This window comes from Rothia kristinae NBRC 15354, assembly GCF_001570865.1.
Taxonomy (GTDB): Bacteria; Actinomycetota; Actinomycetes; order Actinomycetales; family Micrococcaceae; genus Rothia; species Rothia kristinae.
This window is the reverse complement of sequence record NZ_BCSM01000004.1, coordinates 60309-83081: the sequence shown is the minus strand read 5'-3', so window position 1 is coordinate 83081 and position 22773 is coordinate 60309. Positions and strand designations below refer to the sequence as shown.

Below are 22773 nucleotides of genomic sequence, written 5' to 3'. Positions count from 1 at the left end.
CCGGCGCTTTCGTTCCCACACAGGAGGCCACCCCTCGCCGAGTCGGCGCTCCCGTTCCCACACGGGAGGCCATCCCTCGCCGAAACGGCACTCTCGTTCCCGAAAACCGCGATTATGGGAACGGATGCGCCGTCTCGCGAGAGACCGGGAACGAGAGCGCCGGGTCGCGAGGGGTCGGGAACGAGAGCACCGGGCCGCCGGGGCACGGCGTCGGCTCAGTCCGCGGCCAGGGCGGCCACCGGGGAGACCCGGGTGACCCGGCGGGCCGGCAGCGCGGCGGCGATCCCGGTGATCACCGCGCACCCCAGCAGCACCAGCCCGATCATCGCCCACGGCGGCGTGGGGAGGAAGAACCCGATCCCGTCCACGCTGGCCAGCATGGACAGCGCGCCGCACCAGCCGTAGAGGATGCCCAGCGGGATCGCGAACAGGGCCGCGGCCAGCGTCAGCTGCGCCGTCTCCGCGAGGATCATCCGCCACAGCCCCGCGGTGGACAGGCCGATGGTGCGCAGCATCCCCAGCTCGCGGGTGCGCTGCATGACTGAGGCCTGCATGTTGTTGACCACCCCGATCGCGGCGATGACCAGGGAAAACACCAGCATCGCGGTGAGGAACCACAGCACGTCGTCGATGCTGCGCATGACCGAACTGGTCTGATCCTCCGCGATCCCCAGCTCCCGACTCCACCGCGTCATGACCGTCTGGAACGTCTGCCCCAGGGTCGCGAACATCATGATGAGGGTGATCCCGATGACCAGGCCCATCGAGGTGCGCGAGGCGCGCAGCGGGTGCCGTCGGGCGCTGCCGGCGGCCAGTCGCCCCGCGGCCGAGGCCCGCAGCGGCAGGCCCGCCAGCCCCAGGAACGCGGGCATGATCCACGCCGAGCCCAGCGCGATCCCGGTGAAGGAGACGATGCCGCCGAGGAAGCCGAGGAGCACCCCCGCCGAGGAGGCGAAGCCCACCAGCACGCCCAGACCCAGCAGGCCCGCACCGAGGACGATGCCGAGCAGCGCCAGGACCAGCAGCGCCCGGCTGCCGCGGCGCAGGGTCTTCAGGGCGGGTTCCACGGTGCGCCGGGTCCCCTCGATCGGGGAGACGGCGAGCACCGGGCGGGCCCCGCGCCAGGCTGCCCACCAGGCCATCAGCACCACGACCGCACCGGGCACTGCGGTGCCGGGGATGATCGCGAAGCCCAGGGGCGCGGCGTCGGGCCGGTGCTCGAGCCAGGCGGCCGCGCCGAGGGCGGCGACGTCGGCCAGGACCGTGCCCAGCACCGCGCCGACCCCGCCCACGATCAGCCCTTCCACGCCGATCCCGCGGCGCAGGGAGGGAGCCGAGGCGCCGAGCAGGCGCAGCAGGGCGATGGTGCGGGTGCGTCCGGCGACGACGATCGAGAAGGTGTTCACGACGACGATCGCGGCCACGAAGATCGCGATGCCGAAGAAGACGGTGCCGAGCAGGCCGAGCATCAGCGCGATCCCACCCTCCGCTCCGTCCGCGCCTTCCGGACCGGCGATAAGGTGGGCGAGCAGCTGGGTCCCCGCGATCATGGCGGCCCCGAAGAAGGCGGCGACGGCGCAGATCAGCAGGGTCGAGAGGTGCTGGCGGGGCTCGCGGGCGATCTCGCGGACGGCGTTCCTGACGGTCTTGGCCATGGTGCTACGCTTCCAGGTTCAGCATGGTCGCGGCGATCTGCTCGGGGGTTCCGGAGCCCTCGGTGCGGACGATGCGCCCGTCGGCCAGGTAGACCACGCGGTCCGCGTGGGCGGCGGCCTTGGGGTCGTGGGTGACCATCAGGATGGCCTGGCCCATCTCCCGGGCGGCGGCCTGCAGCAGGCTCAGCACCTCCCCGGCCGCGCGGGAGTCGAGGTTGCCGGTGGGCTCGTCGGCCAGGACCAGGGCGGGACGGGTCGCGAGCGCCCGGGCGATGGCCACCCGCTGCTGCTGCCCGCCGGAGAGCTCCCCGGGCCGGTGGTTGACGCGCCCGGTGAGACCCAGACGCTCCAACAGGAGGTCGATCCACTGCCGCTGCTCGGCGGTGGGCCTGCGGTCGTCCAGTTCGAAGGGCAGGAGGATGTTCTCCCGCACGTCCATGGTGGGCATGAGGTTGAAGGCCTGGAAGATGAAGCCGACGCGGCGGCGGCGCACCGAGGTCAGCGCGGCGTCGGACAGCCCGGTGATCTCCTGCCCGCCGATCCACACGCGGCCCTCGGTGGGGGTCTCCAGCCCGGCCATCAGGTGCATCAGGGTGGATTTGCCGGAGCCGGAGGGTCCCATGACGGCGGTGAATCCGCCCGGGGCCACCTCCAGGTCCACCCCGCGCACCGCGGTGACGGCCTGCGGGCCGGTGCCGTAGATCTTCCGAACCCCGCGGGCGACGGCGACGGGGGCCGCTTCCCGGGCGGGATCGGGCTGGGCGGTGGCGGAGGCGGGGATGGCGGGCTCGGAGTGAGCGGGCCCAGGCCCGGGCTGTACGACGGTGGGGGTGGCCCAGGGAGAGTCTGGCTGGGTGGTCACGGTGGGATCGCTCCTCGGGGGATCGGGGACGTTTTCTGTCACCCTCCACTCTCGTGAAGCGCGGGGCTGGAGTCAGTGGCCCCAGATCTGATCCGGGGTAGACCTGGCTCCACTGTTCCCCTCCCCGCCAGCCCTCACATGACGTCCGTCCCCCACGACCCGGCGCATCCGTACCCAGAATCCGCATTTTCGGGAACGAATGCGCCGCCTCGCGAGAAGGAAGGAGAGGGATGGGAACGAATGCGCCGGGTCGCGGAACCGAACGGAACGGGCCGGATCCCGGGCGGGTCAGAAGATCGTGCGGTAGGAGCCCAGGGCGAGGGAGGCGCCGACCGCGATCACCGGGATCAGCAGCCCGAGGATCAGCACCACGACGTCGACCCGGTGGTAGGTCGGCGGGTTCAGCCAGGTGCGCGGCCCGGCGCCGAAGCCGCGGGCCTCCATCGTCACCGCCAGCCGCGAGGCGCGGCGCAGGGCCTGGACCATGAGGGCGAAGGCCTGCTGGGCGAAGCCCGTGGTGAGCGCGACCAGCGCGGAGCGGGAGCCGATGCCGCGGGCCCGCCGGGCGGCGGCCAGGGTCTGCCACTCCGCGGCCAGCAGACCCATGAGACGGAAGGCCGCCACCGCGGAGAGCACGAAGCGGGCGGGCAGCCGGAAGGTCTGGGCCAGGGACTCCCCCAGCTCGTGGGCGTCGGTGCTGGCCAGGAACATCACCGAGATCAGGGCCAGCGCGCAGCCGCGCAGCATGATGGCGATCCCGGAGTCGAGGGAGCCGGTGCTGACCTGCCACGGCCCCAGATCCAGCAGCAGGCGCCCCGACTTCTCCGCCATCAGGGCCGTGGCCCACCCGGAGAGCACCGCGGCCGCGAAGATGAACCACAGCTTCCGGGCCACCGCCCACGGGCGCATCCCGGCCGCCGTCATCGCCGCGAGGAGCAGGACGAGCCCCAGGCTGGATGTCACCCAATCCAGGCTCACCACGAAGACGAGGGTCTGCAGGGTGGCCACGACGATCTTGGTGGCGGCGTTGGTGCGGCCCAGGGCGCTGGCCCGGGCGAAGACCGGATCCATCAGCTCCACCTCAGCCCACCTCCCCGAGCCCGACGGCGCGGCGGGCGCCCCCGTCGTCGTCGGCCTTCCGGGGGCGGTGCTCGCGCGCACCCAGGTCCAGGCGCCGCCCGCCGAGGGCGGCCGCGAAGTCCAGGTCGTGGGTCACGGACACGACGGCGGTGCCCTCGGCCATCAGCTCTCCCAGCAGCCGCACGAGCCGGGCCCAGGTGATCGCGTCCTGCCCGAAGGTCGGCTCGTCCAGGACCAGCACCCGCGGGCGGGCGGCCAGGGCCGTGCCCACGGACAGCCGGCGCTTCTCCCCGCCGGAGAGGGTGAAGGGGTTGGCCTCGGCCACCCGGTCCAGGCGCAGCCGCTCCAGCAGGTCCTCGGCCCGGGCGCCCGGATCCTCGGCCCCGCTCAGCCGCGCCCCCAGCTCCAGCTCCTCGGCCACCGTGGCCTTGACGAACTGGTGCTCGGGCTCCTGGAACACGGTGCCGATGCGCCGGATCAGCTCCGGTGAGGACCAGCACATCGGGTCCCAGGACACCCCCGAATCCCCGCGCAGCCCCCCGGCGGCGACGACGAGCCCGGCGGCCGGCCACTGCAGACCGGCCAGGGTCAGGGCCAGGGTGGACTTCCCCGCGCCGTTGGGGCCCACCACGGCCAGGTGCTGCCCGGCGCGCAGCGTCAGGTCGATGCCGCGGGAGGCCACCGGGGCCGTCCGGGCCCACGGCTCCCGCTCGGCCGCCGCGGCCGGAGGCGCCTCGGTGGACGACGCCGCGGCGCGGCGTCGGGCCCGGGCCCAGCGCCGCTGCGGATGGGTCCGGGTCACCGCCAGATCCCGGGCCGCCAGCAGCCTCTCGCCTCCCGCGGGGGTTTCGGCATCGCCGGAGTCCCGCCCGGTGCTCCCGGCATCGGCGGTCCCCGCCTCCTCGGTCCCGGGCACGGCGGGCCTCGACCCGCCTCCTGCGACGCCGTCGGCCTCCCCCGGACCCACCGGGACGTGCCCGGGCACCCACACCCCGGCGTCGATCAGCTCCCGACGGGCGGCGCCGAGGACCTTCTCGGGGGCGCCGTCGTGGCTGATGCCGCCGGCCGGGCGCAGCACGATCACCCGGTCCACGTGCGGGGCCCACACCCCCACGCGATGCTCCACCACGACCAGCGTGGAGCCGTACTCCCGCACGGCGCGCAGCACCGCGTCGCGCACCTCCTCCACCCCGGCCGGGTCCAGGTTGGCGGTGGGTTCATCCAGCAGCAGCAGACCCGGGCGCATCGCGAGGATCCCGGCCAGTCCCAGGCGCTGCTTCTGCCCGCCGGACAGCGCCGACGTCGGACGCTCCCAGTCCAGGTCCAGGCCCACCGCCGCCAGGGCCTCCTCGCAGCGAGGGCGGATCTCCTCGCGGGGCACCCCGAGGTTCTCCGGCCCGAAGGCGAGGTCCTGACCCACCCGGGAGAGCACGATCGAGGCCTCCGGGTCCTGCTGCATCAGCCCCACCCGGCCCCGAGCCCGGGCGGCGGGGAACCCGTCGATCAGGGCGGTGCCCAGCGCCGGGTCCTCCTCCTGGTCCAGCACCCCGGCCAGGGCGTGCAGGAGCGTGGACTTCCCGGCGCCGGAGGGCCCCAGCAGCAGCACCTTCTGCCCCGGCGGGATCTCCAGGGTGACGTCGCGGAAGGCCGGCTCGGACCGGTTGGGGTAGTGCCAGCCGAAGCCCTCGGTGGTGACGGCGGCCGCGCGAGACGCCATCGGTCGGGTCCGCATCGGGGTCAGGCCGGGCGACGTCGGGAAGCGGCGCGCCGGGCGTCCCGACCGGCGGCCACGGAGTCCAGGACGCCGGTGGCCACCAGCCCGCGGGTCAGCGCCCAGGCGCCGAGACCCGCGAGGACCAGCCCGGAGACGGCGCCGCACAGCACGTAGACCAGCTTGTAGTCCATGGTCCACTCGGGGTTGTAGATGATGTTCTCCATGACGGCCATGACCACCCCGGAGGCGAGACCGGAGAGCAGGGCCACCGGCAGGTCGAAGCGGCGGTAGGCGAACAGCAGGAACACCAGCTCCGCCCCGACGCCCTGGTACAGCCCCGACCAGATGACGGTCAGCCCGAAGCTGGAGCCCAGCAGGGCGGAGATGATCGCGGCGACCAGCTCGCAGTACAGGGCGGCCCCGGGCTTGCGGATGATCAGCCCGCCCAGGGGGCCGGCGATCAGCCAGGCGCCGCCGATCAGCCCGCCCAGCGGCGGGAACCCGGCGGTCGCGGCGCTGCTGGCCGGGTACACGGCGTTGTTCCAGACGAAGAAGATCAGCGAGCAGGCCGCGGCGATGACCGAGGCGATGACGATGTCCACGACCCGCCAGCTGCGGCGTCGGGTGCTCGTGGTGGTGTTCATGAGGGCTCCTCCTGGGGATGGCAGGAGGGGAGACGCCGCGACGTCGCCCGGCGAGGGGCCGGGATGGGCCGCGGGGTCCGAGAACTCGACTTCCTCCGGCGGTATGAACCGCGTCAGGTTCGAGGGTCTGCACCGGTGTGCACTCTCAGCCCCGGTCGGGGCTCCCCTGTCGTAGTGGACGTCCCCACCCTAGCGCAGCGGCGGTTCGGGAGCCTTCCGGTGTTTCGGGAGCCCTCCGAGTGCTCCCAAACCACCGGAAGGCTCCCGCATCGGGGCGCCCCCTCCCGCACCGGCGGGTGCGGCGGGGCCGAGCGGGCCGTAAGCTGAGGTGGATGCGCGGGAGATCACTCGACGACGCCGGGTGCCCGCGCCGGCGAACCACGAAAGCTAAGGAGCAGGAATGAGCAATCCCCTGATCAAGATCGGTTCCACGGTGGCCTCCCTCGGCGGGGTCGCCCTGGCCAACAAGGTGCTCAGCGCCGGGTGGCGGAAGGTCACCGGCAACGAGCCGCCCGAGGACAACGCGGATCCCGAGGAGTCGCTGCGCGACATCATCGTGTGGTCCCTGATCACCGGCCTGGTGGGCACCCTCATCAAGGTGGGCATCACCCGCGCGGCCAACAAGGCCGACCGGAAGGATCAGGTGCAGCGCGGCGGCCAGCGGGAGGTCTGAGCCGCACCGGCCCCGCCGACGCCGCGCGGGCGGGTCAGTCCGATCGACCGGTCCGCGCGGCGTCGGCGTCGGCGTCCGCGCCGGGTTCGCGCACCCCCGCATCATCCGCCCCGGTCTGCGGGGCGTTTCCGGCGTCCGCTCGCTGGGCGTCCTCCTCGGACATCCGCTGCACCAGGTCCGCCAGCTCGTTGTGGGACAGGGACTCGGGCCGGAAGTGCTTGTTGCGGAACCCGGAACGGCTCACCATGTGCGAGGACACGGGGATCACCACCAGCTGCAGCACCCACACGAACACCAGCAGGGGCACCAGCGCCCAGGAGCGCGCGGCCAGCCCCACCCCCAGCAGCAGCATGAACAGCCCGAAGACCTGGGGCTTGGCCCCGGCATGCAGACGGGTCAGCACGTCCGGGAAGCGCACGATGCCGATCCCCGCTCCCAGGGACATCAGGCACCCGATGATCAGGCAGATTCCGGCCGCGACGTCCATCCCGCTCATCGATCCACCCCCGGGTCCCCGGCCGTGGTCGGCACCTCGGAGGCCGGGGTCTCCTCCGCGGGCTTCTGGTTGTTGGCGAAGCGCGCCACCGTCACCGAGCCCAGGAAGCCCACCAGCGAGACGATGAGCACCAGGGTCATGTTCTCGTAGCTGCGCCGGTAGACCATGTCCACGGCCACCGCGGCCCCCACGATCGCCAGCAGCACATCCGAGGCCACCACCCGGTCCAGCAGGGTGGGACCCTTGGCCAGCCGGTAGATGGTGCACAGGGTCGCGGCCACCAGGATCACCCCGCACACGACGACGAAGCCCTCCATCACTGCCTCTCCTCCTCGCTGCCCGCGCCGGGCCCCGGCGACGACGCCGCGGCCTCCGGGCGCTGCACGGCCCGCTCCGGCCCGGTGTTCTCGAATCGGCGCACCCGGGTGCGTCCGCCGGTCCGCCCGCGGACCTCGGCCAGGTGCTCCCGGCTGCCCATCACCTCGACCACGAGCCGCTCCACCGCGAACACCCGGTCCCGGAAGCGGCGGACGTCCTCGTCGGTGGCGACGTCGATGGCGTGGAAGTAGATGGTCGCGCTGCGCCGGTCCACCTCCACCACCACCGAACCGGGGATCAGGGAGACCACCTGGCCCACCGCGGTCATGATCAGGTCATCCGTGGAGCGCAAGCGCACCGAGACCACGGCGTTGCTCGGCTGCGGTCCCGGACGCACGGCCAGCCACAGCACCTGCACCGAGCCGAGGAAGACCCACCAGAGGAACTTCGCCAGGAACTCCAGGGCCCGCAGCGCGTTGAACCGGCCCGAGGAGCGCACCGGCGGCAGCTTGAACACGCGCACCACCAGCACCGCGAGCACCAGCCCGAAGACCAGGTTCCCGATGCCGTAGTCCTGCCACAGCGCGCCCCACAGCACCACCAGCCACAGGATCAGCACGACCTCGGTCAGGTGCGCCCCCGAGGGGCGGGTGGTGGGCAGGCGCCCGGTCGGCTCGTTCATCACCGGCCTCCTTCCGCCGCTTCGCCCAGCACGGCGCGGATGTAGGTCTGCTGGTCATCCAGGCTGTGGGCGGCCGCACCCGAGAAGTCGAAGATGGGCCCGGCGAACACCGTGAGAGCGACCCCCACGGCCACCAGGGCCGCCGTGGACCCGACCATGGTGCGCGGCAGGAGGGTCACGTCCTTCTCCGAGTAGGCCCCGGAGGCCGTCTGACCGGAGGTCAGCACCCCGTAGTCCCCGTCGCCGGTCCGGGCCAGCAGGATCGGGTCCGGGAACTCGGCGTCCTCCGGACGGCGCCAGAACACGCGGTTCCACACCCGGGCCAGGACCATCAGGGTCAGCAGGGAGACGAACACCCCGACGCCGGCCATCGTGTAGGCCTCCCAGCCGCCCTTCTGCACGCTCGCGTCGATCAGGGCGACCTTGCCGAGGAAGCCGGAGAACGGGGGGATGCCGCCCAGGTTCATCGCCGGGATGAAGTACAGCACCGCCAGGACCGGGGCGATCTTCGCCAGCCCGGCCAGGCGATCCATGTTGGCGGTGCCGCCGCGCCGCTCCAGCAGGCCCACGACCATGAACAGGCTGGTCTGGATGACGATGTGGTGGGCGACGTAGAACACCACCGCCATCAGCCCGGCCTCGGTGTCCAGGGCGATGCCCCAGATCATGTACCCGATGTGGCTGATGAGGATGAAGGACAGGGTGCGCTTGATGTCCGTCTGGGTCAGCGCACCCAGGATCCCGACCACGAGGGTGAGGATCGCGACCCAGGTCAGCAGGTCGCTGACCGGGTTGCCGGGGAACAGCAGCGTCTCCGTGCGGATGATCGCGTACACCCCGACCTTGGTCAGCAGACCCGCGAACACCGCGGTGACCGGGGCGGGGGCCGTCGGGTAGGAGTCCGGCAGCCACAGGGACAGCGGGAACACGGCGGCCTTGATCCCGAAGGCCACGAGCAGCAGGAGGTGCAGCTGGGTCTGGGTGCCCTCCGGCAGATCCGGGATCTTCGCGGCGACGTCGGCCATGTTCACGGTGCCCACCGCGGCATAGACCATCCCGATGGCGATGAGGAACAGCATCGAGGAGACCACCGAGACCACCGTGTAGGTGACCCCGGCGCGGATGCGCGGGGCCGAGCCGGACATCGTCAGCAGCACGTAGCTGGCGGTCAGCAGGATCTCGAAGCCCACGTACAGGTTGAACAGGTCCCCGGCCAGGAACGCGTTGGAGACCCCGGCCAGCAGCACCAGGTAGGTGGGGTGGAAGACGGAGATCGGGGAGTCGTCGTCGCCGTCGGCCAGGCCCTGGCCGGTCGCGTAGACCAGCACCGCCAGGGACACGGTGGAGGAGACCACCAGCATCAGGGAGGCCAGCCGATCCACGACCAGCACGATCCCCAGCGGCGCGCCCCACCCGCCCAGGGAGACCGAGACCGGCCCGGAGGACCAGCTGGCCGCCAGCAGCCCGATCTCCAGGACCAGCACCGCGACGACGGCGGCCAGGGAGACCACCCGCTGCACGTTGGGGCGGCGGTAGAAGACGAAGTCCAAGCCGGCGGTCATCAGCGGCAGGATCACCGCCGCCGGGGCCAGATCGAAGATGGTCATCGGCGGCGCTCCTTCCGTGCTCGTCGTGCCTCATCGCGGGTTCCACCCGCGGCGGCCTGGCGCTCCTTGCGCCGTCGGTACTCGGCTTCGCGCTCCTCCTCGGAGCCCTCGAACTCGGAGGGCTCGATCGGGGCGGCGTCGTCGTCCTCCGGGTCGTAGTCGGACTGGGCGGCCACGCGCCGGTCCTCGGCGTCGTCCTGGATGTCGTCCTTGCGGGAGAGGACCCAGCTGCGGTAGATCATCCCGAGCATCAGCGCGGTGACGGCGAAGGAGATGACGATCGCGGTGAGGATCAGCGCCTGCGGCAGGGGGTCGGTGTAATCCGCCGGATCCGTGGTGCCGTCCCAGAAGGCGGCCCGGCCCGGCAGGCCTCCGGCGTGCAGGATGAAGATGTTGGTGGCGTTGGTGATCAGCATCAGCCCCAGCAGGACCTTGGTCAGGGCCTTCTCCAGGATCAGGTAGACCCCGACGGCGTAGAGCACGCCCATCACCAGCAGCAGCGCGGCGTCGATCATGCTCGGCCTCCTTCCCCGGCGACGGCGGCGGTGTCCGCGGTCGCCTCGCCGTCCTCGTCCACCGGGGTCGCGGTGACCGGGCCGGAGGGGGTGGCTGCGACGGTGGAGGAACGGCGCACCTGGATGCGCCGCGGCCCGCGGGCCCGACGCGCCGAGGCCTCCCGCTCCTGCTCGAGGTTCTCGTCGATCTTCCCGCCGAGGGAGCGCAGCACGTCCAGGATCAGCCCGACCACCACGAGGTACACCCCGATGTCGAAGATCAGGGCCGTGACCAGGTGGACCTCCCCGAACACGGGCAGGTGCAGGTCGAAGGCGTAGGAGGTGAACACGTCCCCGCCCCACAGCAGCGGGGACAGGGCGTAGGCTCCGGAGATCAGCAGGCCCGAACCCAGCAGCACCCCGGCGTTGACCGGGGAGGCCTCGGACAGCTCGTAGCGCCCGCCGGCCAGGTAGCGCAGGGCCAGGGCGAGCCCGGCCAGCAGCCCCCCGGCGAAGCCGCCGCCGGGCAGGTTGTGCCCGGCCAGCAGCAGATAGAGGGAGACGATGAGGATGCTGTGGAAAATCAGTCGGGTCACGACTTCCAGCATCAGCGAGCGGTTCTCCGGGGCCAGGGTCCGCCCGGCCACCAGGAACGGGTCCCGCTGCACGTCCATGAAGTCGTTGGCCACCTGTGCCCCGGGTGACAGGTCGGTGCGCCCGGCGTAGCGCCGGGTCACGGTGCGCAGCCCCTGGGTGTCCAGGCGCTTGCGGGCCCGGGAGAGGTCCTGGCGCCCGGCGATGAAGATCAGGGAGGCCACGCCCGTGGCCGCCAGGGCCAGCACGGAGGTCTCCCCGAAGGTGTCCCAGGCGCGCATGTCCACGAGGATCACGTTGACGACGTTCTTGCCGTGCCCGATCTCGTAGGCGGCCTGCGGCATCGCCAGGGAGATCGGGTCGGTGATCCGGGAGGACAGGGCGAAGGCGGCCAGCACCATCATGAACGCGCCGAAGCCGATGCTGATGGCCACCCGGGCGGCCCGATGGCGCACCCGAGCGCCCAAGCGGTTCCACAGCCCGGAGGGCAGCATGCGCAGCGCCAGGACGAAGGCGATCAGGGAGATCGTCTCCACGAGCATCTGGGTCAGGGCCAGGTCCGGGGCCCCGCGCAGGGCGAACAGCAGGGAGATGCCGTAGCCGGTGACGGAGACCATCAGGATCGCCAGGAAGCGCTTGCGGGCCCGCTGAGCGATCAGCGCCGCGGCGATCATGATGATCACGGTGGCCCACTGGGCCGGGGAATCGGTCCAGCGCAGCGGGTTCAGCGGCGGGGTGTCCACCAGGAACAGCCCCACCGTGGGCACCAGCACGGCGGTGACCATGATGACGGCCAGGTAGAAGCTCAGCGAACCCCGCTGGGTCGCACCCGTCACGCGCACCGCCGCCCAGTCGATCGCCCCGACGACGGCGCGGTACACGGCGTCGGCGGCGGGCCACTGCGGCAGGGCCAGCTGGAAGGACTGCACGGGCCGGCGCGCGGCGAACAGGCCGAGACCGGCCGCGATGATCAGGGCGGAGACCCCCAGTGCCGGGGTGAGTCCGTGCCACAGGGCCAGGTGCAGGTGGCCGTGGCCGAACTGCTCGGTGTAGGCGTGCACCGCGGCGGAGACCGGCTCCGGCCACAGCCCCAGGCCCAGGCACAGCACCGCGAGCACGGCCGGGGCGACGGCGAAGGCCGGGGAGATGCGGTGGAAGCCGGTGGGACGCACCGCGCCGTCCTCGTCCCGCACCTCGGCCAGCACGTCCGAGGGCCGCTTGTCCGCGAAGGCGCCCCACAGGAAGCGGGCGGTGTACGCGAGGGTCAGCACCGAGCCGACGGCGATGCCCAGCAGGACCAGCCAGCCGACCCCGGCGCCGAGCCCGGCCACCTCCCCGTGGGAGGCGTCCAGCCCGACCTCCACCACGGCCTCCTTGGCGACGAAGCCCAGCAGCGGCGGGATGCCCGCCATCGAGGCGGAGGCCACCACGGCCATCGCGAACAGCCACGGGGCCCGGTGCCGGATCCCGGACAGGCGCCGGATGTCCCGGGTGCCGGCCTGGTGGTCGATGACCCCGGTGAGCAGGAACAGGGTGGACTTGAACAGGGAGTGGGCCACCATCATCGCCAGCCCCGCGTACAGCGAGTCCGGGGTGCCCAGGCCCACGACGGCGGCGAGGAACCCCAGCTGGCTGATGGTCCCGTAGGCGAGGATCAGCTTGAGGTCGTGCTGCTTCAGCGCCGCGTAGCCGCCGAACAGCATGGTGAACAGCCCCAGCCCGAGCACCATGGGCAGCCACGGCTGCACGGGGGCGAGCACGGGGGCCAGGCGGGCGATGAGGTAGATGCCGGCCTTGACCATGGCCGCGGCATGCAGGAAGGCGCTGACCGGCGTCGGGGCGGCCATGGCGCCGGGCAGCCAGAAGTGCAGCGGGAACAGCGCGGACTTGGACCCGGCCCCCACCAGCACCAGCACGACGACCGCGGCCAGATAGCCCGGGTCCGCACCGACCAGCCAGGTGGGCGCGGTGTCCACGATCTGCGAGATCAGGTAGGTCCCGGCGAGGTTGCCGAGCATGACCAGGCCGATGAACATCGCCAGCCCGCCCGCCGTCGTCACGATCAGCGCCTGCAGGGCCGCCCGTCGCGCGGACTGGCGGGCGTTGGAGTACCCGATCAGCAGGTAGGACAGGACGCTGGTGACCTCCCAGAACACGAACATGACCATGAGGTCATCCGCGGTGACCAGGCCGAACATGACCCCGGCGAAGGCCACCAGTTCCGCCGCGAAGCGCCCGGAGTGCTGGTTGGTGTGGCGGAAGTACTGGGCGCAGTAGAACAGGACCAGGGCGCCGACGCCGAGGACCATCGCGGAGAGGATCCAGGACAGCGCGTCCATGCGGAAGGTCAGGGAGATCCCCAGGGACGGGATCCAGGGCAGGGAGGTGCTCAGCTGCTCGCCGCGGCCCAGCACGGCCGGGGCCAGGGTGCACAGCCAGACGAAGCAGACGGCGGGGACGAGGGACAGGACGTAGAAGCAGGTGCGACCCCAGCGCCGGAAGAAGAACGGGCAGACCAGGGCGGCGATCCCGTGGGCGAGGATCACGGCGGTCAAACGGGTGAACTCCTTAACATGGCCCGGGGAGCAGGTCCTCCCCAGGATACCAAAAGCCCGCAACCCGCCCGGGGGCCGCCGAACGCCGATCCCCGGAGCGGTGCACCGCCCGGGCTGTACCCTGTAGGCATGATCACACCCCGCCGCCGTCCGACGCTGGCCTGGGCCCTCTGGGACGCCGGTTCGGCGAGCTTCAACGCCGTGATGACCACCTTCGTCTTCTCCGTGTATCTGACCAGCGCCTCCTTCGGCGACGAGGCGCACACCTCCCGGGTGCTCTCCACCGGGCTGGCCATCGCGGGGCTGGTCGTCGCCCTCAGCGCCCCGGTCGTGGGGCAGCGGGCGGATCGGGCTGGGTCCCGACGTCGGGCGCTGGGGCTGAACACCGCCCTGGTGGCGGTGTGCGTGGCCGCGTGCTTCTTCGTGCGCCCGGAGCCGGCCTACCTGTACCTGGGGGTGGGGCTGCTGGGGCTGGCGAACATCTTCAGCGAGATCGCCACGGTGCACTACAACGCCCTGCTGCCGGTGATCTCCACCCCGAAGACGGTGGGGCGGGTCAGCGGGATCGGGTGGTCCTTCGGCTACTTCGGCGGGATCCTGGCGCTGCTGATCGTGCTGCTGGGGTTCATCTCCCCCGGCCTGTTGGGCCTGCCGGAGGAGGAGGCGCTGAACCTGCGCGGCGTCGCGGTGTTCTCCGCGGTGTGGCTGGCAGCACTCTCCCTGCCGATCCTGGTGCGCTTCCCCGAGACCGCGGTGGAGGACCTCGCCCCGCAGGCCGCGCGCGAGTCCATCCGGGACTCCTACCGGCGCCTCGGCAGGACCCTCCTGCGGCTGCTGCGCGAGGAGCCGGCGACGCTGCGCTTCCTCATCGCCTCGGCGGTGTTCCGGGACGGGCTGGCCGGGATCTTCACCTTCGGCGGGGTGCTGGCCGCCGGGACCTTCGGCTTCTCGACCAACCAGGTCATCGTCTTCGCGATCGCCGGCAACCTGGTGGCCGGGGCCGGGGCGCTGCTGGGCGGGCGCCTGGACGATCTGCTGGGACCCAAGCGCGTCATCGTGATCTCGCTGGTCTGTCTGATCGCCGCGGCAAGCCCCCTGCTGCTCCTGCGCGGGCAGGCGGCGTTCTGGGTGTGCGGGCTGATCCTGTGCGGCTTCGTCGGGCCGGCCCAGTCCGCGGCGCGCACCTACCTCTCCCGGATCACGACGCCGGGGAAGGAGGGCGAGTACTTCGGGCTGTACTCGACCACCGGACGGGCGATGAGCTTCCTCGCCCCGGCCCTGTTCTCCCTGTTCGTGGCGATCACGGGGCAGCAGATCTGGGGGGTGGCCGGGATCATCCTGGTGCTCGCCGCGGGGCTGATCCTCGCCCTGACCCTGCCGCGGGTCGGCGGTGCCCAGCAGCCGGCCGCGGAGGCCGACGCCGACGGCCTGCGGGTGCGCGAGGGCTGAGCCCCCGCGGGGGCCCGGGCTCAGCTCGCAGGGCGGGCCTCACCGCTCTGATCGGCATCGGCCTGCCCGGTGTCGTCCTGGGCGGGGTCGAGCTGCTCCGCCTCGGCCAGCTGGTCCCGGATCTGGGCCACGAACTCGCGGATCGCCTCGTAGCCGCCGACCGGTCCCCCGGCCAGGGCGCCGTCGGCCCCCACCAGCACGGCCGTGGGCGTGCCGGCCATGCCCAGCAGCTCGTAGGCGAAGCCGCCGACGTCGTACAGCGCGTCCTCGTGCAGGGATGCGTCCGTCTGGGCCTCCAGGGACTCCTGCGGGGCCTGGGTCATCAGGTGCAGCGTGACCGGGCCCAGGTTCCCCCGCCACTGCACGGCGTCGGCCATGGTGATGGTGCACGAGCCGCACCCCGGGGAGACCAGCAGCAGCAGCCGTGCCCCCTGCGAGGCGAGGCTGCGCAGAGAGATCAGCTCGCCGGAGGCATCGCGCAGCAGCATGCCCGGGGTCGGGCGGCGCACGTAGTCCTCGGCCTCCTGATCGGCGCTCGCCTCACCCGGGGCGCCCGCGGGGCGCGGCGCGCCGAGGGTCCCCGCGCCCGCCGCGGGGTCGACGGCGGCGGGGGCGGCCGCACCGCGCGGCATGCTCAGCCACAGGGTCAGCGCGCCCAGCGCCCCGCCGAGCAGCCACAGGGCATCCGCCCCGCGCAGGGCCGCGATCAGCCCGGGGCCCGAGGTGACGAAGGAGCAGGCGACCCAGCCCAGGGCCACCAGGGCCAGGACGGTGTTGCGGGCCAGGGTCCACCCGCTGACCGGCTCCGCGCTGGCCTCCCCGAAGCAACCGCAGCTGACCGGCTCCTCGAAGGACAGGGCCCGGCGGATCAGCACCCAGTAGGCCAGGAACAGCAGGGCCGCAGCGATGGCGGCCACCGGGGCCAGCGCCCCGGGGGCGGCGAGCAGGGCCGCGGCCAGAACCAGCTCCCCCCACGGCAGGAGAGCGCGCAGCCAGGCCCGGTCCAGGGCGGCGGGCACACGCAGGTCCCGGAAGCCCGCGGCGACGGTCTGCGGGGCGCGCAGCTTGGCGATCCCACTGAGCACCAGGACGACGGCGAGGATCAGGGGCAGGGCCAGAGCGGCGGTGATCATGGGGCGGGTTCCTCTTCGACGGGACGGGGTGCTTCTGCGGATGGCCGGGGGCCTGCGGCCGGGGCGGTGCTGACTGGGGCGGCAGTGTTGGTCACCGCGGGGTCGGCGCTCTGCCCGGGGTCCCGGAGGAGTCCCTCCTCGGCCAGCGTGGCCAGGATGTCCTCCACCGCCCCGTCGGGGGCCGGGCCGTGGCGGCGCTCCAGTGCGCCGCGCAGGTCGGTCGCGGTGCGCCCGGGGCCCTCCAGCAGCAGCCAGGCGTCGGCCGCGGCTCGGGTGAGCACGTAGCTGTGCCCGGGGCGCAGCACGAGGGCCGCCTGCTCGGTGTCGATCCCGTGGGTCTCGGGGGCCCGGCGCCATCGGCCCTCCCGCCCGGATCGGGGCGCCCCCTCCTCCTCGGCGATGCGGGTCCAGGGCTCGCGGACCGCGGTGGCCTCAGGGTCCCGGGCGAGGCCCCGCAACACCGGGTCCAGGGTCGCGGCCTCCCGGTACAGGACCCGACGCACCCCGCCGGTGTCCTGCACGAGCCGGGCCAGCTGGACCACGCCGTCGGGCATCCGCTCCAGCCCGGAGGACTGCTCGGCCAGGGCCTGCAGCCCCTCGGCCAGCGGCAGGGGCTCGATGCGCGGCACCGGGCCGCCCGGGTCCTCCTCCTGGCCGAGCCGATGCAGCAGGACGAGTCCGCCCAGCGGCGCACCCCGGCGGCGCACGGCCAGCCCCATTCCGCCGACGGCGCGCTGGACCTTGGGGCGCCCGGCCTCCTCGATCACGGACAGCGGCTTGGGATAGGGGGCCACCGCCCGATCCGCGGGGTCGATCACCGCGGTCTCATCCGAGAGGTAGCCCCACCCGGCCCGGGCCAGCGCCAGGGAGGCGGTGGTCTTGCCGCGCCCGGAGGGGCCGACCAGCACCAGGGCCGACGACGGCCCCTCCCCGACGGCGTCCTCGGGGGGCGTGAGGGCCGCGGCGTGCAGCAGGTGGACCCGCCCCACCAGCAGCCCCAGCAGGGTGGTGGTGACCAGGGTCGTGAAGGACTGCTCCGCGCCGGGCCAGGTGGACTCCGGGCCGACCACGAGGCGGGCGGGTTCGGGGGCGTCGGCGCCCTCCGGGCGGGAGGGGGCGGGCTCGGCATCGGCGGCTGCAGCGGATGCGGGATCGGCGGGCGGGAGGTCCGGGCCGACCAGCCGGAGCACGGCATCGGCGCCCGGGGACTCGGTCCCCGCCGGTTCGGCGTCGTCGGACACCGCGTCATCGGGCTCCAGGCAGTCCGCCCAGGACACACGCAGCCGCTCGAGGAACGCCTCCGGCACGCCCGGCTCGGCCCACACCTGCACGCGCCGACCCATGGCGCGCAGGGTGAACACGCGCGGCGGGGTCATGCCCGCGGACTCGGCTCGGAGGATTCCGGGATGCGGGTGCGGTGGAAGTTCAGGTAGCCGCGGGAGGCGGTGGGCCCGCGCTGACCCTGGTAGCGGTTGCCGTACTCGCCGGTGCCGTAGGGGTGCTCGGTGGGAGAGCTCAGTCGGAAGAAGCACAGCTGCCCGACCTTGGAGCCCGGCCACAGCATGATCGGCAGGGTTGCCATGTTGGACAGCTCGAGGGTCACGTGACCGGAGAACCCGGGGTCGATGAAGCCCGCGGTGGAGTGGGTGAGCAGCCCGAGCCGGCCCAGGGAGGACTTGCCCTCCAGGCGGGCGGCGACGTCGTCGGGCAGGGTGACCTTCTCGTAGGTCGCCCCGAGCACGAACTCCCCCGGATGCAGGATGAACGGCTCGTCGGCCCGGGTCTGCACCAGCCGAGTCAGCTCGGACTGGTCCTGGGACGGGTCGATGTGGGGGTACTTGTGGTTGTCGAACAGCCGGAAGAAGCGGTCCAGGCGCACGTCGATGCTCGCGGGCTGGAGCATGGCGGGATCGTAGGGGTCCAGGCCGATGCGGCCCTCGTCGATCTCCCGGCGGATGTCACGGTCCGATATCAGCACGGTTCCACTGTAGAGCACGGGCGCCGGCGCGCCGCGGGTGCGGTTTGTGCCGCCTCCGGATCGTGGGGTAGAGTCATGGGGTGCCGGAACGGCGCATGCGGCTGTAGCTCAATGGTAGAGCGCACGCTTCCCAAGCCTGATACGCGGGTTCGATTCCCGTCAGCCGCTCCATCGTCTCGACGACGTCGAGACCGCACGAAGATGCCGAGACCGCACCCGCCGGGTGCGGTCTCGGCTTTTCTGTGCGGTCTCGGCTTTTCTGTGCGGTCTCGCGGGGCGCCGGCCCTCAGAGGAGGCTCGTGCGCGATCCGGCGTCGCGGGCCGGATCCTGCGGGCGACGCAGCAGGGCCACCAGGAAGTCCGAGTCCGGGGTGAGCGGCTCCAGATCCCACGTGCCCAGCAGGGTCGCCGGCTCCAGACCGACGGCGCGGGCGTCGTCGAGGAACTCCCCGAAGCCGTAGCCGCGCCCCGCGCCGAAGCCGACCGCCGCCCGGGCCCCCGGCTTCAGGGCGGCGGCGAATCCGGCCAGCACGTCCCGCCGGGTCGAGGGCGCCAGGAAGGTCATCACGTTGCCCGCGCACACGATCCCGTCGAAGGACCCGAGGTAACCCGCGGGCAGGACCGCGCCGAGCTGCGCCAGGTCCCCGACCAGCCACTGAGCCCCGGGATGATCCGCCCGCGCCTGCTCGACCAGCACCGGGTCCACATCCACCCCGACCACGCGGTGCCCGAGCGCCAGCAGCTGCCCGCCAACCCGGCCGGGCCCGGCGCCGGCGTCGAGCACGAGAGCCGCGCGCGGCAGCAGGGCGTCCATGGTCCGGGCCTCCCCGGCCAGGTCCGCGCCCGCGGCGCGCATGGCCTCGAAGCGCTGGATGTACCACCGGGAGTGCTCGGGATTCCGCTGGACCTGCTGCTCCCACAGAGACGGTTCACGCATGGGGCCAGTCTAGGAGCCCGCCGCCGGGGCCCGCGTCGGGCGGCGCCCCTCGGGCAGGGCCTGCGGGGATCAGACGAGGCGCTGGGCGTGCAGCAGCTCCGGCCAGAAGGCCAGCAGCAGCACGAGCACCAGGATGAGCACCCCGAGCACGGTCAGCACCGTGGAGCGGAACCGAGGGTGGCGCTCGGCGAAGGTGATCAGGTGCGGGTGGGCGGCGTCGATCTGCTCGACGTCGGCCAGCTCGTACACCTCGGTGCTGGGGGTCAGCTTCCCCGACAGCCCCCGCAGGGTCTTCGCATCCCAGATCCGCCCATCGAAGCGCATCAGCCGGCGTCCCTGCGCGTCCGTGAACCACAGGGCCGGGACCCCGCGGGACCGCAGCCGGGCGAAGGGCCCGCGGGCGGCATCCGCGCCCGCCGGACGCAGCCGGGCGACGAACACCGTGCCCGCGATCCGCTCCCGGGGCACCGCCGTCCATCCGATCAGCCGGGCTTTGAGCAGGTGCGTCTCGGTCAGGGCCGCGGTGGCCGGGCGCAGCACCGAGTAGCAGGCGGCCGCCGACCCCGCGATCAGCAGCACCGCGATCACGGTGATGGTCGCCGCCGGACGCTTGTACGCCAGGTAGGCCAGCAGGAGCGCCGCCAGCAGGAGGTTGGGGGCCACGGCCAGCAGCCTGCGCCCGTAGGAGCCGATGCGCGGGTGGAAGCCCTGCACGAGCTTCCCGTACCGCTCGGGGATGTCCCGGGTGTTCTCCGCCATCGGGAGGCCCTCAGTTCACGCCGCGCAGGTCCAGGACCATCTCCGCCTCGTCCGCCGGATCCCCGGTGACGACGACGGGGATGCCCCAGTCCTGCTGGTACAGGTGGCAGGCCGCGTGGTCCGGGATCTCGCCGCCGGGCTCGCCGTCGCAGGCGGCCGCCCGCGCCGTCACGTGCAGCACGGCCTCGGTGATCTCCGGGTTCAGCCGCAGCGTGCGCTCCAGGCCCTGGGCGGCCCCGGCGCCGTCGAGGAGGAACTCCGGCGGGGTCGCGGAGACCTTCAGCTGGGTGGGATCCCCCCACCGGTCATCCAGCTTCTGCCCCGTGGGGGCGGTGAAGCGCGAGCGCAGGGTCAGCGTGCCCCCGGCGATCTGGGAGACCGCGCGCTGGCTTCGCGCCGCGCCCTCGTCCACCCGCTGGGCCTCGGCGGGGATCGGCAGGCGGGTGATGCGGTGGGCGTTGGTCTCCACGACCAGCAGCAGCGGCTCCTGGTCCTGCCCGCGCTGCTCCAGCAGCACGTCGGAGGGCTCGGCCAGGCCCCGGGCCAGGGTGCTCAGCTGCCCCGAGGCCGGGTCCCAGCGGCGCACCGCCCCGTTGTAGGTGTCGGCCACAGCCACCGAGCCGTCCGGCAGCACCGCGACCCCCAGGCAGTGCTGCAGGCGCGCGGTCGCGGCGTCGCCGTCGCGGAAGCCGAAGTCGAACAGGCCCTCGCCCACCGCGGTCTCCGCGCGGACCTGCTCGCCGGCGTCGAAGCGCAGGCGGCGCAGGGCGGAGGTCTCCGAATCCGCCAGCCACACGGTGCCGTCGGCGGCCGCGGCCAGGCCGGAGGTCTGGGCGAACCAGGCCTCGTGGGCGGGCCCGTCCAGCAGGCCCTCGGCTCCCGTGCCGGCGAAGACCTGCACGGAGCCGGTGACGGGGTCGAAGGAGAAGATCTGGTGGGTTCCGGCCATCGCCACGAGCACCAGCCCGGCCGCCTCGGACCAGAGCACATCCCACGGGGAGGACAGGGACACGCCCAGCGGATCGGCTGCGGGGTCGATGCGGTTCGGGTCCCCGGTGCGCACGCCCTCGGCGTCGAGCAGGCGCTGCACGCCGCTGCCGGCGACGGTGCTGACCGCGCCGTCGGCCAGCCGGATCCCGCGCAGCCGGTGGTTCACGGAATCCGCCACGAGCACGTCGTACCCGGCGGCCTCGCGGATGGCCGGCGGCAGCACGGCCAGGCCCTGCGGCTCGTCGAAGCGGGCGTCCCCCGGGCCGCCGTCGGCGTGGCCCTTCTCCGGCCCGCCCCAGGAGCGCAGCACGGTCTCCAGGGTGTCGTCCAGCTCGACGACGCGGTGCCGGCCCGTGTCCGTGACCAGCCAGGTGGGGCCCTGCGCGTCCGGGGCGGCTAGCTCGGGGGGCAGGGCCGTGATCTTGCCGGGGAAGGAGAGCACGCCCTCCTGCGGCGGGCGCGGGACGTAGGGCCCGTCCCCGCGGTGCAGGGTGCCCTTGGCCTCGTGCGCGGCGGCCAGCTCCTCGACGAGGGAGACCAGCCCCTGCACGTGGCCCTCCCCGGACAGGTGCGCGACGACGTATCCCTCCGGGTCCACGACCACCAGGGTCGGCCAGGCCCGAGCGGTGTAGGCCTGCCAGGTGCCCAGCTCGGGGTCGTCCAGGACGGGGTGGCGCACGTCGTAGCGGTCCACGGCCGCGGCCAGCGCGTCGGGGTCCGCCTCGTGCTCGAACTTGGGCGAGTGCACACCCACGGTCACCAGGACGTCCGCGTAGCGCTCCTCCAGCTCGCGCAGCTCGTCCAGCACGTGCAGGCAGTTGATGCAGCAGAAGGACCAGAAGTCCAGGATCACGATCTTCCCGCGCAGCTCCTGCAGGCTCAGGTCTCGGCCTCCGGTGTTCAGCCAGCCGCGGCCGGTCAGCTCGGAGGCGCGCACGCGCGGTTCGCGGTCTGCCATGGGGTGCTCCTGGGGTGATCGGGGATCTCTTCGTCGAGGGTAGCAACGTCGGATGGGCCGCGGCTCTTCCCACCGCGGTCCCGACGTCGGGGCGATGCGCTTGCCCCGCGGGCCCCGGTGGCCGAAGATCGAGGAAGCGATGCCCATCCACCGCCGCGGCCGCGGCGAGAGCCCAGGAGGCCTTCCGTGTTCGCCGATCATCAGGACTCCCTGGCCGGTTTCGACCTATCCTCCGTGCCGGGGCAGCTGCTGGCGCCCCTGCTGGCCCGCGAGCGCGCCGCCCGGCGCTGGCCTGGGACCCTCGAGGATCCCACCGGCCAGCTGCTGCTGCGGCGCCTGCGCGGCCTGCGCCGGCGCGCCCCGCACCCGGGTCCGTCTCCGGCGGCCCCCCGGGGCGGCGAACCGGACGCGGGTCAGAGGGCGGATCCGGGTGCCGATCCGAAGACGCAGAAGAAGGGCGCCGAACCGGAGGCCCCGCTGCCCGGCCAGGGGCTGCTGTCCACCGGGCCCACCGCGGAGTTCGCGGACCTGTGCTGCCTGGCCCGCACCCGCAGCCTGGATGCGCAGGTCCAGCGGTTCGTGGCCGAGCACCCGCGGGGCGCGATCATCGAGCTGAAGGCCGGGCTGTCCACGGCCCTGTGGCGGGTCGCCCCGCAGCAGGCGCACTGGTGCGCGGTGGACCGGCGCGAGGTGATCGCCCTGCGCCAGCGGCTGCTGCCCACGCACCTGCGGGTGCACGGGGTGCCCTCCGCGGTGACGGATCCCGCCTGGCCGAAGGAGGTCGCCGAGACCCTGGGGCTGCGCCCCGGAGATCCGGTGCTGATCCTGGCCCCGGGGGCCTTCGCGGGCCTGAGCCGGGAGCAGCTGCGCCCGCTGATGCGGGACCTGGCCGCGCGCTTCCCCGGCGTCGAGGTGCTCACCGACGCCGCCACCCGCCGCGGGGCCCGCCAGGCCGGGACCCTGCTCGGCCCCGCCGACGGCGCCCCGCTGCCCGCGGCCCACCTGCCGGCGGAGGCGGCCTCCTGGGAGGCCGACGCCAGGGTCCTCGACTCCGAGCCCCTGTTGCGCGAGGGGCCGCTGCCGGCCGGGCTGTCCGGGGCCACCCGGGCCCGGGCGCGCCTGCTGCGTCTGACGGGGGTAGTGCGCCTGGTGCGCCTGCGGCTGGGCGACCCGGACTGAGCCGGGCCGGCGACGC

20 protein-coding genes, 1 tRNA gene and 1 riboswitch are annotated in these 22773 nt (G+C 73.4%); of the genes, 4 read left to right on the top strand and 17 right to left on the bottom strand.

Going from position 1 to position 22773, the window contains the following annotated elements; genetic code table 11:
- Positions 1-215 precede the first annotated feature (215 nt).
- The 5 genes from KKR01S_RS03820 to KKR01S_RS03800 all read right to left on the bottom strand — a co-directional run bounded on the left by KKR01S_RS03820 (position 216) and on the right by KKR01S_RS03800 (position 5955).
- Positions 216-1655, bottom strand: a complete 1440-nt coding sequence (locus KKR01S_RS03820; protein WP_061225331.1) for an FtsX-like permease family protein — start codon at positions 1653-1655, stop codon at positions 216-218.
- Between the two features lie 4 nt (positions 1656-1659).
- On the bottom strand, positions 1660-2517 hold the full coding sequence (locus KKR01S_RS03815) for an ABC transporter ATP-binding protein (RefSeq protein WP_081101535.1): 858 nt from the start codon (positions 2515-2517) through the stop codon (positions 1660-1662).
- Between the two features lie 288 nt (positions 2518-2805).
- Positions 2806-3588 (bottom strand): energy-coupling factor transporter transmembrane component T family protein, encoded by a 783-nt coding sequence (locus tag KKR01S_RS03810; protein ID WP_064725174.1) that lies wholly within the window; start codon positions 3586-3588, stop codon positions 2806-2808.
- Between the two features lie 10 nt (positions 3589-3598).
- Positions 3599-5314: an ABC transporter ATP-binding protein gene (locus KKR01S_RS03805; RefSeq protein ID WP_061225329.1), complete on the bottom strand. Its 1716-nt coding sequence runs from the start codon at positions 5312-5314 to the stop codon at positions 3599-3601.
- Positions 5315-5334: 20 nt separating this feature from the next.
- Entirely contained in the window at positions 5335-5955 is a 621-nt protein-coding gene (locus tag KKR01S_RS03800; RefSeq protein WP_058731216.1) for an ECF transporter S component, read from the bottom strand.
- Positions 5956-6028: 73 nt separating this feature from the next.
- A riboswitch (TPP riboswitch) is annotated at positions 6029-6133 on the bottom strand.
- A gap of 222 nt (positions 6134-6355) precedes the next feature.
- On the opposite strand from KKR01S_RS03800, the gene KKR01S_RS03795 reads away from it, so the two are divergent.
- Positions 6356-6628 (top strand): DUF4235 domain-containing protein, encoded by a 273-nt coding sequence (locus tag KKR01S_RS03795; RefSeq protein ID WP_058731217.1) that lies wholly within the window; start codon positions 6356-6358, stop codon positions 6626-6628.
- Positions 6629-6662: 34 nt separating this feature from the next.
- Here KKR01S_RS03795 and mnhG read toward each other — a convergent pair whose 3' ends face one another.
- The 6 genes from mnhG to KKR01S_RS03765 are packed head-to-tail and all read right to left on the bottom strand — an operon-like array spanning position 6663 to position 13374.
- A complete protein-coding gene (gene mnhG, locus KKR01S_RS03790; protein ID WP_081046370.1) occupies positions 6663-7124 on the bottom strand; it encodes a monovalent cation/H(+) antiporter subunit G in 462 nt (153 codons plus the stop codon).
- Positions 7121-7441 (bottom strand): MrpF/PhaF family protein, encoded by a 321-nt coding sequence (locus KKR01S_RS03785; RefSeq protein WP_099049717.1) that lies wholly within the window; start codon positions 7439-7441, stop codon positions 7121-7123. Before KKR01S_RS03785 ends, mnhG begins: the two co-directional genes overlap by 4 nt.
- Complete coding sequence (locus tag KKR01S_RS03780) at positions 7441-8124, bottom strand: Na+/H+ antiporter subunit E (protein ID WP_064725159.1); 684 nt, start codon at positions 8122-8124, stop codon at positions 7441-7443. The genes KKR01S_RS03785 and KKR01S_RS03780 overlap by 1 nt, the downstream gene beginning before the upstream one ends.
- A complete protein-coding gene (locus tag KKR01S_RS03775; RefSeq protein WP_058731219.1) occupies positions 8124-9731 on the bottom strand; it encodes a Na+/H+ antiporter subunit D in 1608 nt (535 codons plus the stop codon). Before KKR01S_RS03775 ends, KKR01S_RS03780 begins: the two co-directional genes overlap by 1 nt.
- Positions 9728-10246, bottom strand: coding sequence for a Na(+)/H(+) antiporter subunit C (locus KKR01S_RS03770; RefSeq protein WP_058731220.1), 519 nt, complete (start codon positions 10244-10246; stop codon positions 9728-9730). The genes KKR01S_RS03775 and KKR01S_RS03770 overlap by 4 nt, the downstream gene beginning before the upstream one ends.
- A complete protein-coding gene (locus KKR01S_RS03765; RefSeq protein ID WP_081101534.1) occupies positions 10243-13374 on the bottom strand; it encodes a Na+/H+ antiporter subunit A in 3132 nt (1043 codons plus the stop codon). Before KKR01S_RS03765 ends, KKR01S_RS03770 begins: the two co-directional genes overlap by 4 nt.
- Positions 13375-13392: 18 nt before the next feature.
- Between KKR01S_RS03765 and KKR01S_RS03760 the strand changes: the two genes are divergently transcribed.
- Positions 13393-14823, top strand: coding sequence for an MFS transporter (locus tag KKR01S_RS03760; RefSeq protein WP_081101533.1), 1431 nt, complete (start codon positions 13393-13395; stop codon positions 14821-14823).
- A 20-nt stretch (positions 14824-14843) separates the two neighbouring features.
- Here the strand turns inward: KKR01S_RS03760 and KKR01S_RS03755 are convergent, their stop codons facing one another.
- The 3 genes from KKR01S_RS03755 to dcd are packed head-to-tail and all read right to left on the bottom strand — an operon-like array spanning position 14844 to position 17934.
- Positions 14844-15956: a TlpA family protein disulfide reductase gene (locus KKR01S_RS03755; protein WP_061225328.1), complete on the bottom strand. Its 1113-nt coding sequence runs from the start codon at positions 15954-15956 to the stop codon at positions 14844-14846.
- Positions 15953-17332 (bottom strand): hypothetical protein, encoded by a 1380-nt coding sequence (locus KKR01S_RS10785; RefSeq protein WP_061225327.1) that lies wholly within the window; start codon positions 17330-17332, stop codon positions 15953-15955. The genes KKR01S_RS03755 and KKR01S_RS10785 overlap by 4 nt, the downstream gene beginning before the upstream one ends.
- Positions 17329-17934, bottom strand: a complete 606-nt coding sequence (gene dcd, locus KKR01S_RS03745) for a dCTP deaminase (protein ID WP_061225326.1) — start codon at positions 17932-17934, stop codon at positions 17329-17331. The genes KKR01S_RS10785 and dcd overlap by 4 nt, the downstream gene beginning before the upstream one ends.
- Positions 17935-18031: 97 nt before the next feature.
- Here dcd and KKR01S_RS03740 point away from each other — a divergent pair.
- Positions 18032-18105 (top strand) — tRNA-Gly (locus KKR01S_RS03740).
- Positions 18106-18220: 115 nt separating this feature from the next.
- On the opposite strand, the gene KKR01S_RS03735 is transcribed toward KKR01S_RS03740, so the two are convergent.
- The 3 genes from KKR01S_RS03735 to KKR01S_RS03725 form a co-directional block, all read right to left on the bottom strand.
- Positions 18221-18871: a class I SAM-dependent DNA methyltransferase gene (locus tag KKR01S_RS03735; RefSeq protein WP_061225325.1), complete on the bottom strand. Its 651-nt coding sequence runs from the start codon at positions 18869-18871 to the stop codon at positions 18221-18223.
- A 69-nt stretch (positions 18872-18940) separates the two neighbouring features.
- Positions 18941-19630 carry a hypothetical protein gene (locus KKR01S_RS03730; RefSeq protein ID WP_058730837.1) on the bottom strand — a complete coding sequence of 230 codons (690 nt, stop codon included), beginning with the start codon at positions 19628-19630 and terminating at the stop codon, positions 18941-18943.
- A gap of 10 nt (positions 19631-19640) precedes the next feature.
- Positions 19641-21578, bottom strand: coding sequence for an NHL domain-containing thioredoxin family protein (locus KKR01S_RS03725; protein WP_061225324.1), 1938 nt, complete (start codon positions 21576-21578; stop codon positions 19641-19643).
- A 186-nt stretch (positions 21579-21764) separates the two neighbouring features.
- Between KKR01S_RS03725 and KKR01S_RS03720 the strand changes: the two genes are divergently transcribed.
- Positions 21765-22757, top strand: coding sequence for a class I SAM-dependent methyltransferase (locus KKR01S_RS03720; protein ID WP_061225323.1), 993 nt, complete (start codon positions 21765-21767; stop codon positions 22755-22757).
- The last annotated feature ends 16 nt before the right edge of the window (positions 22758-22773 follow it).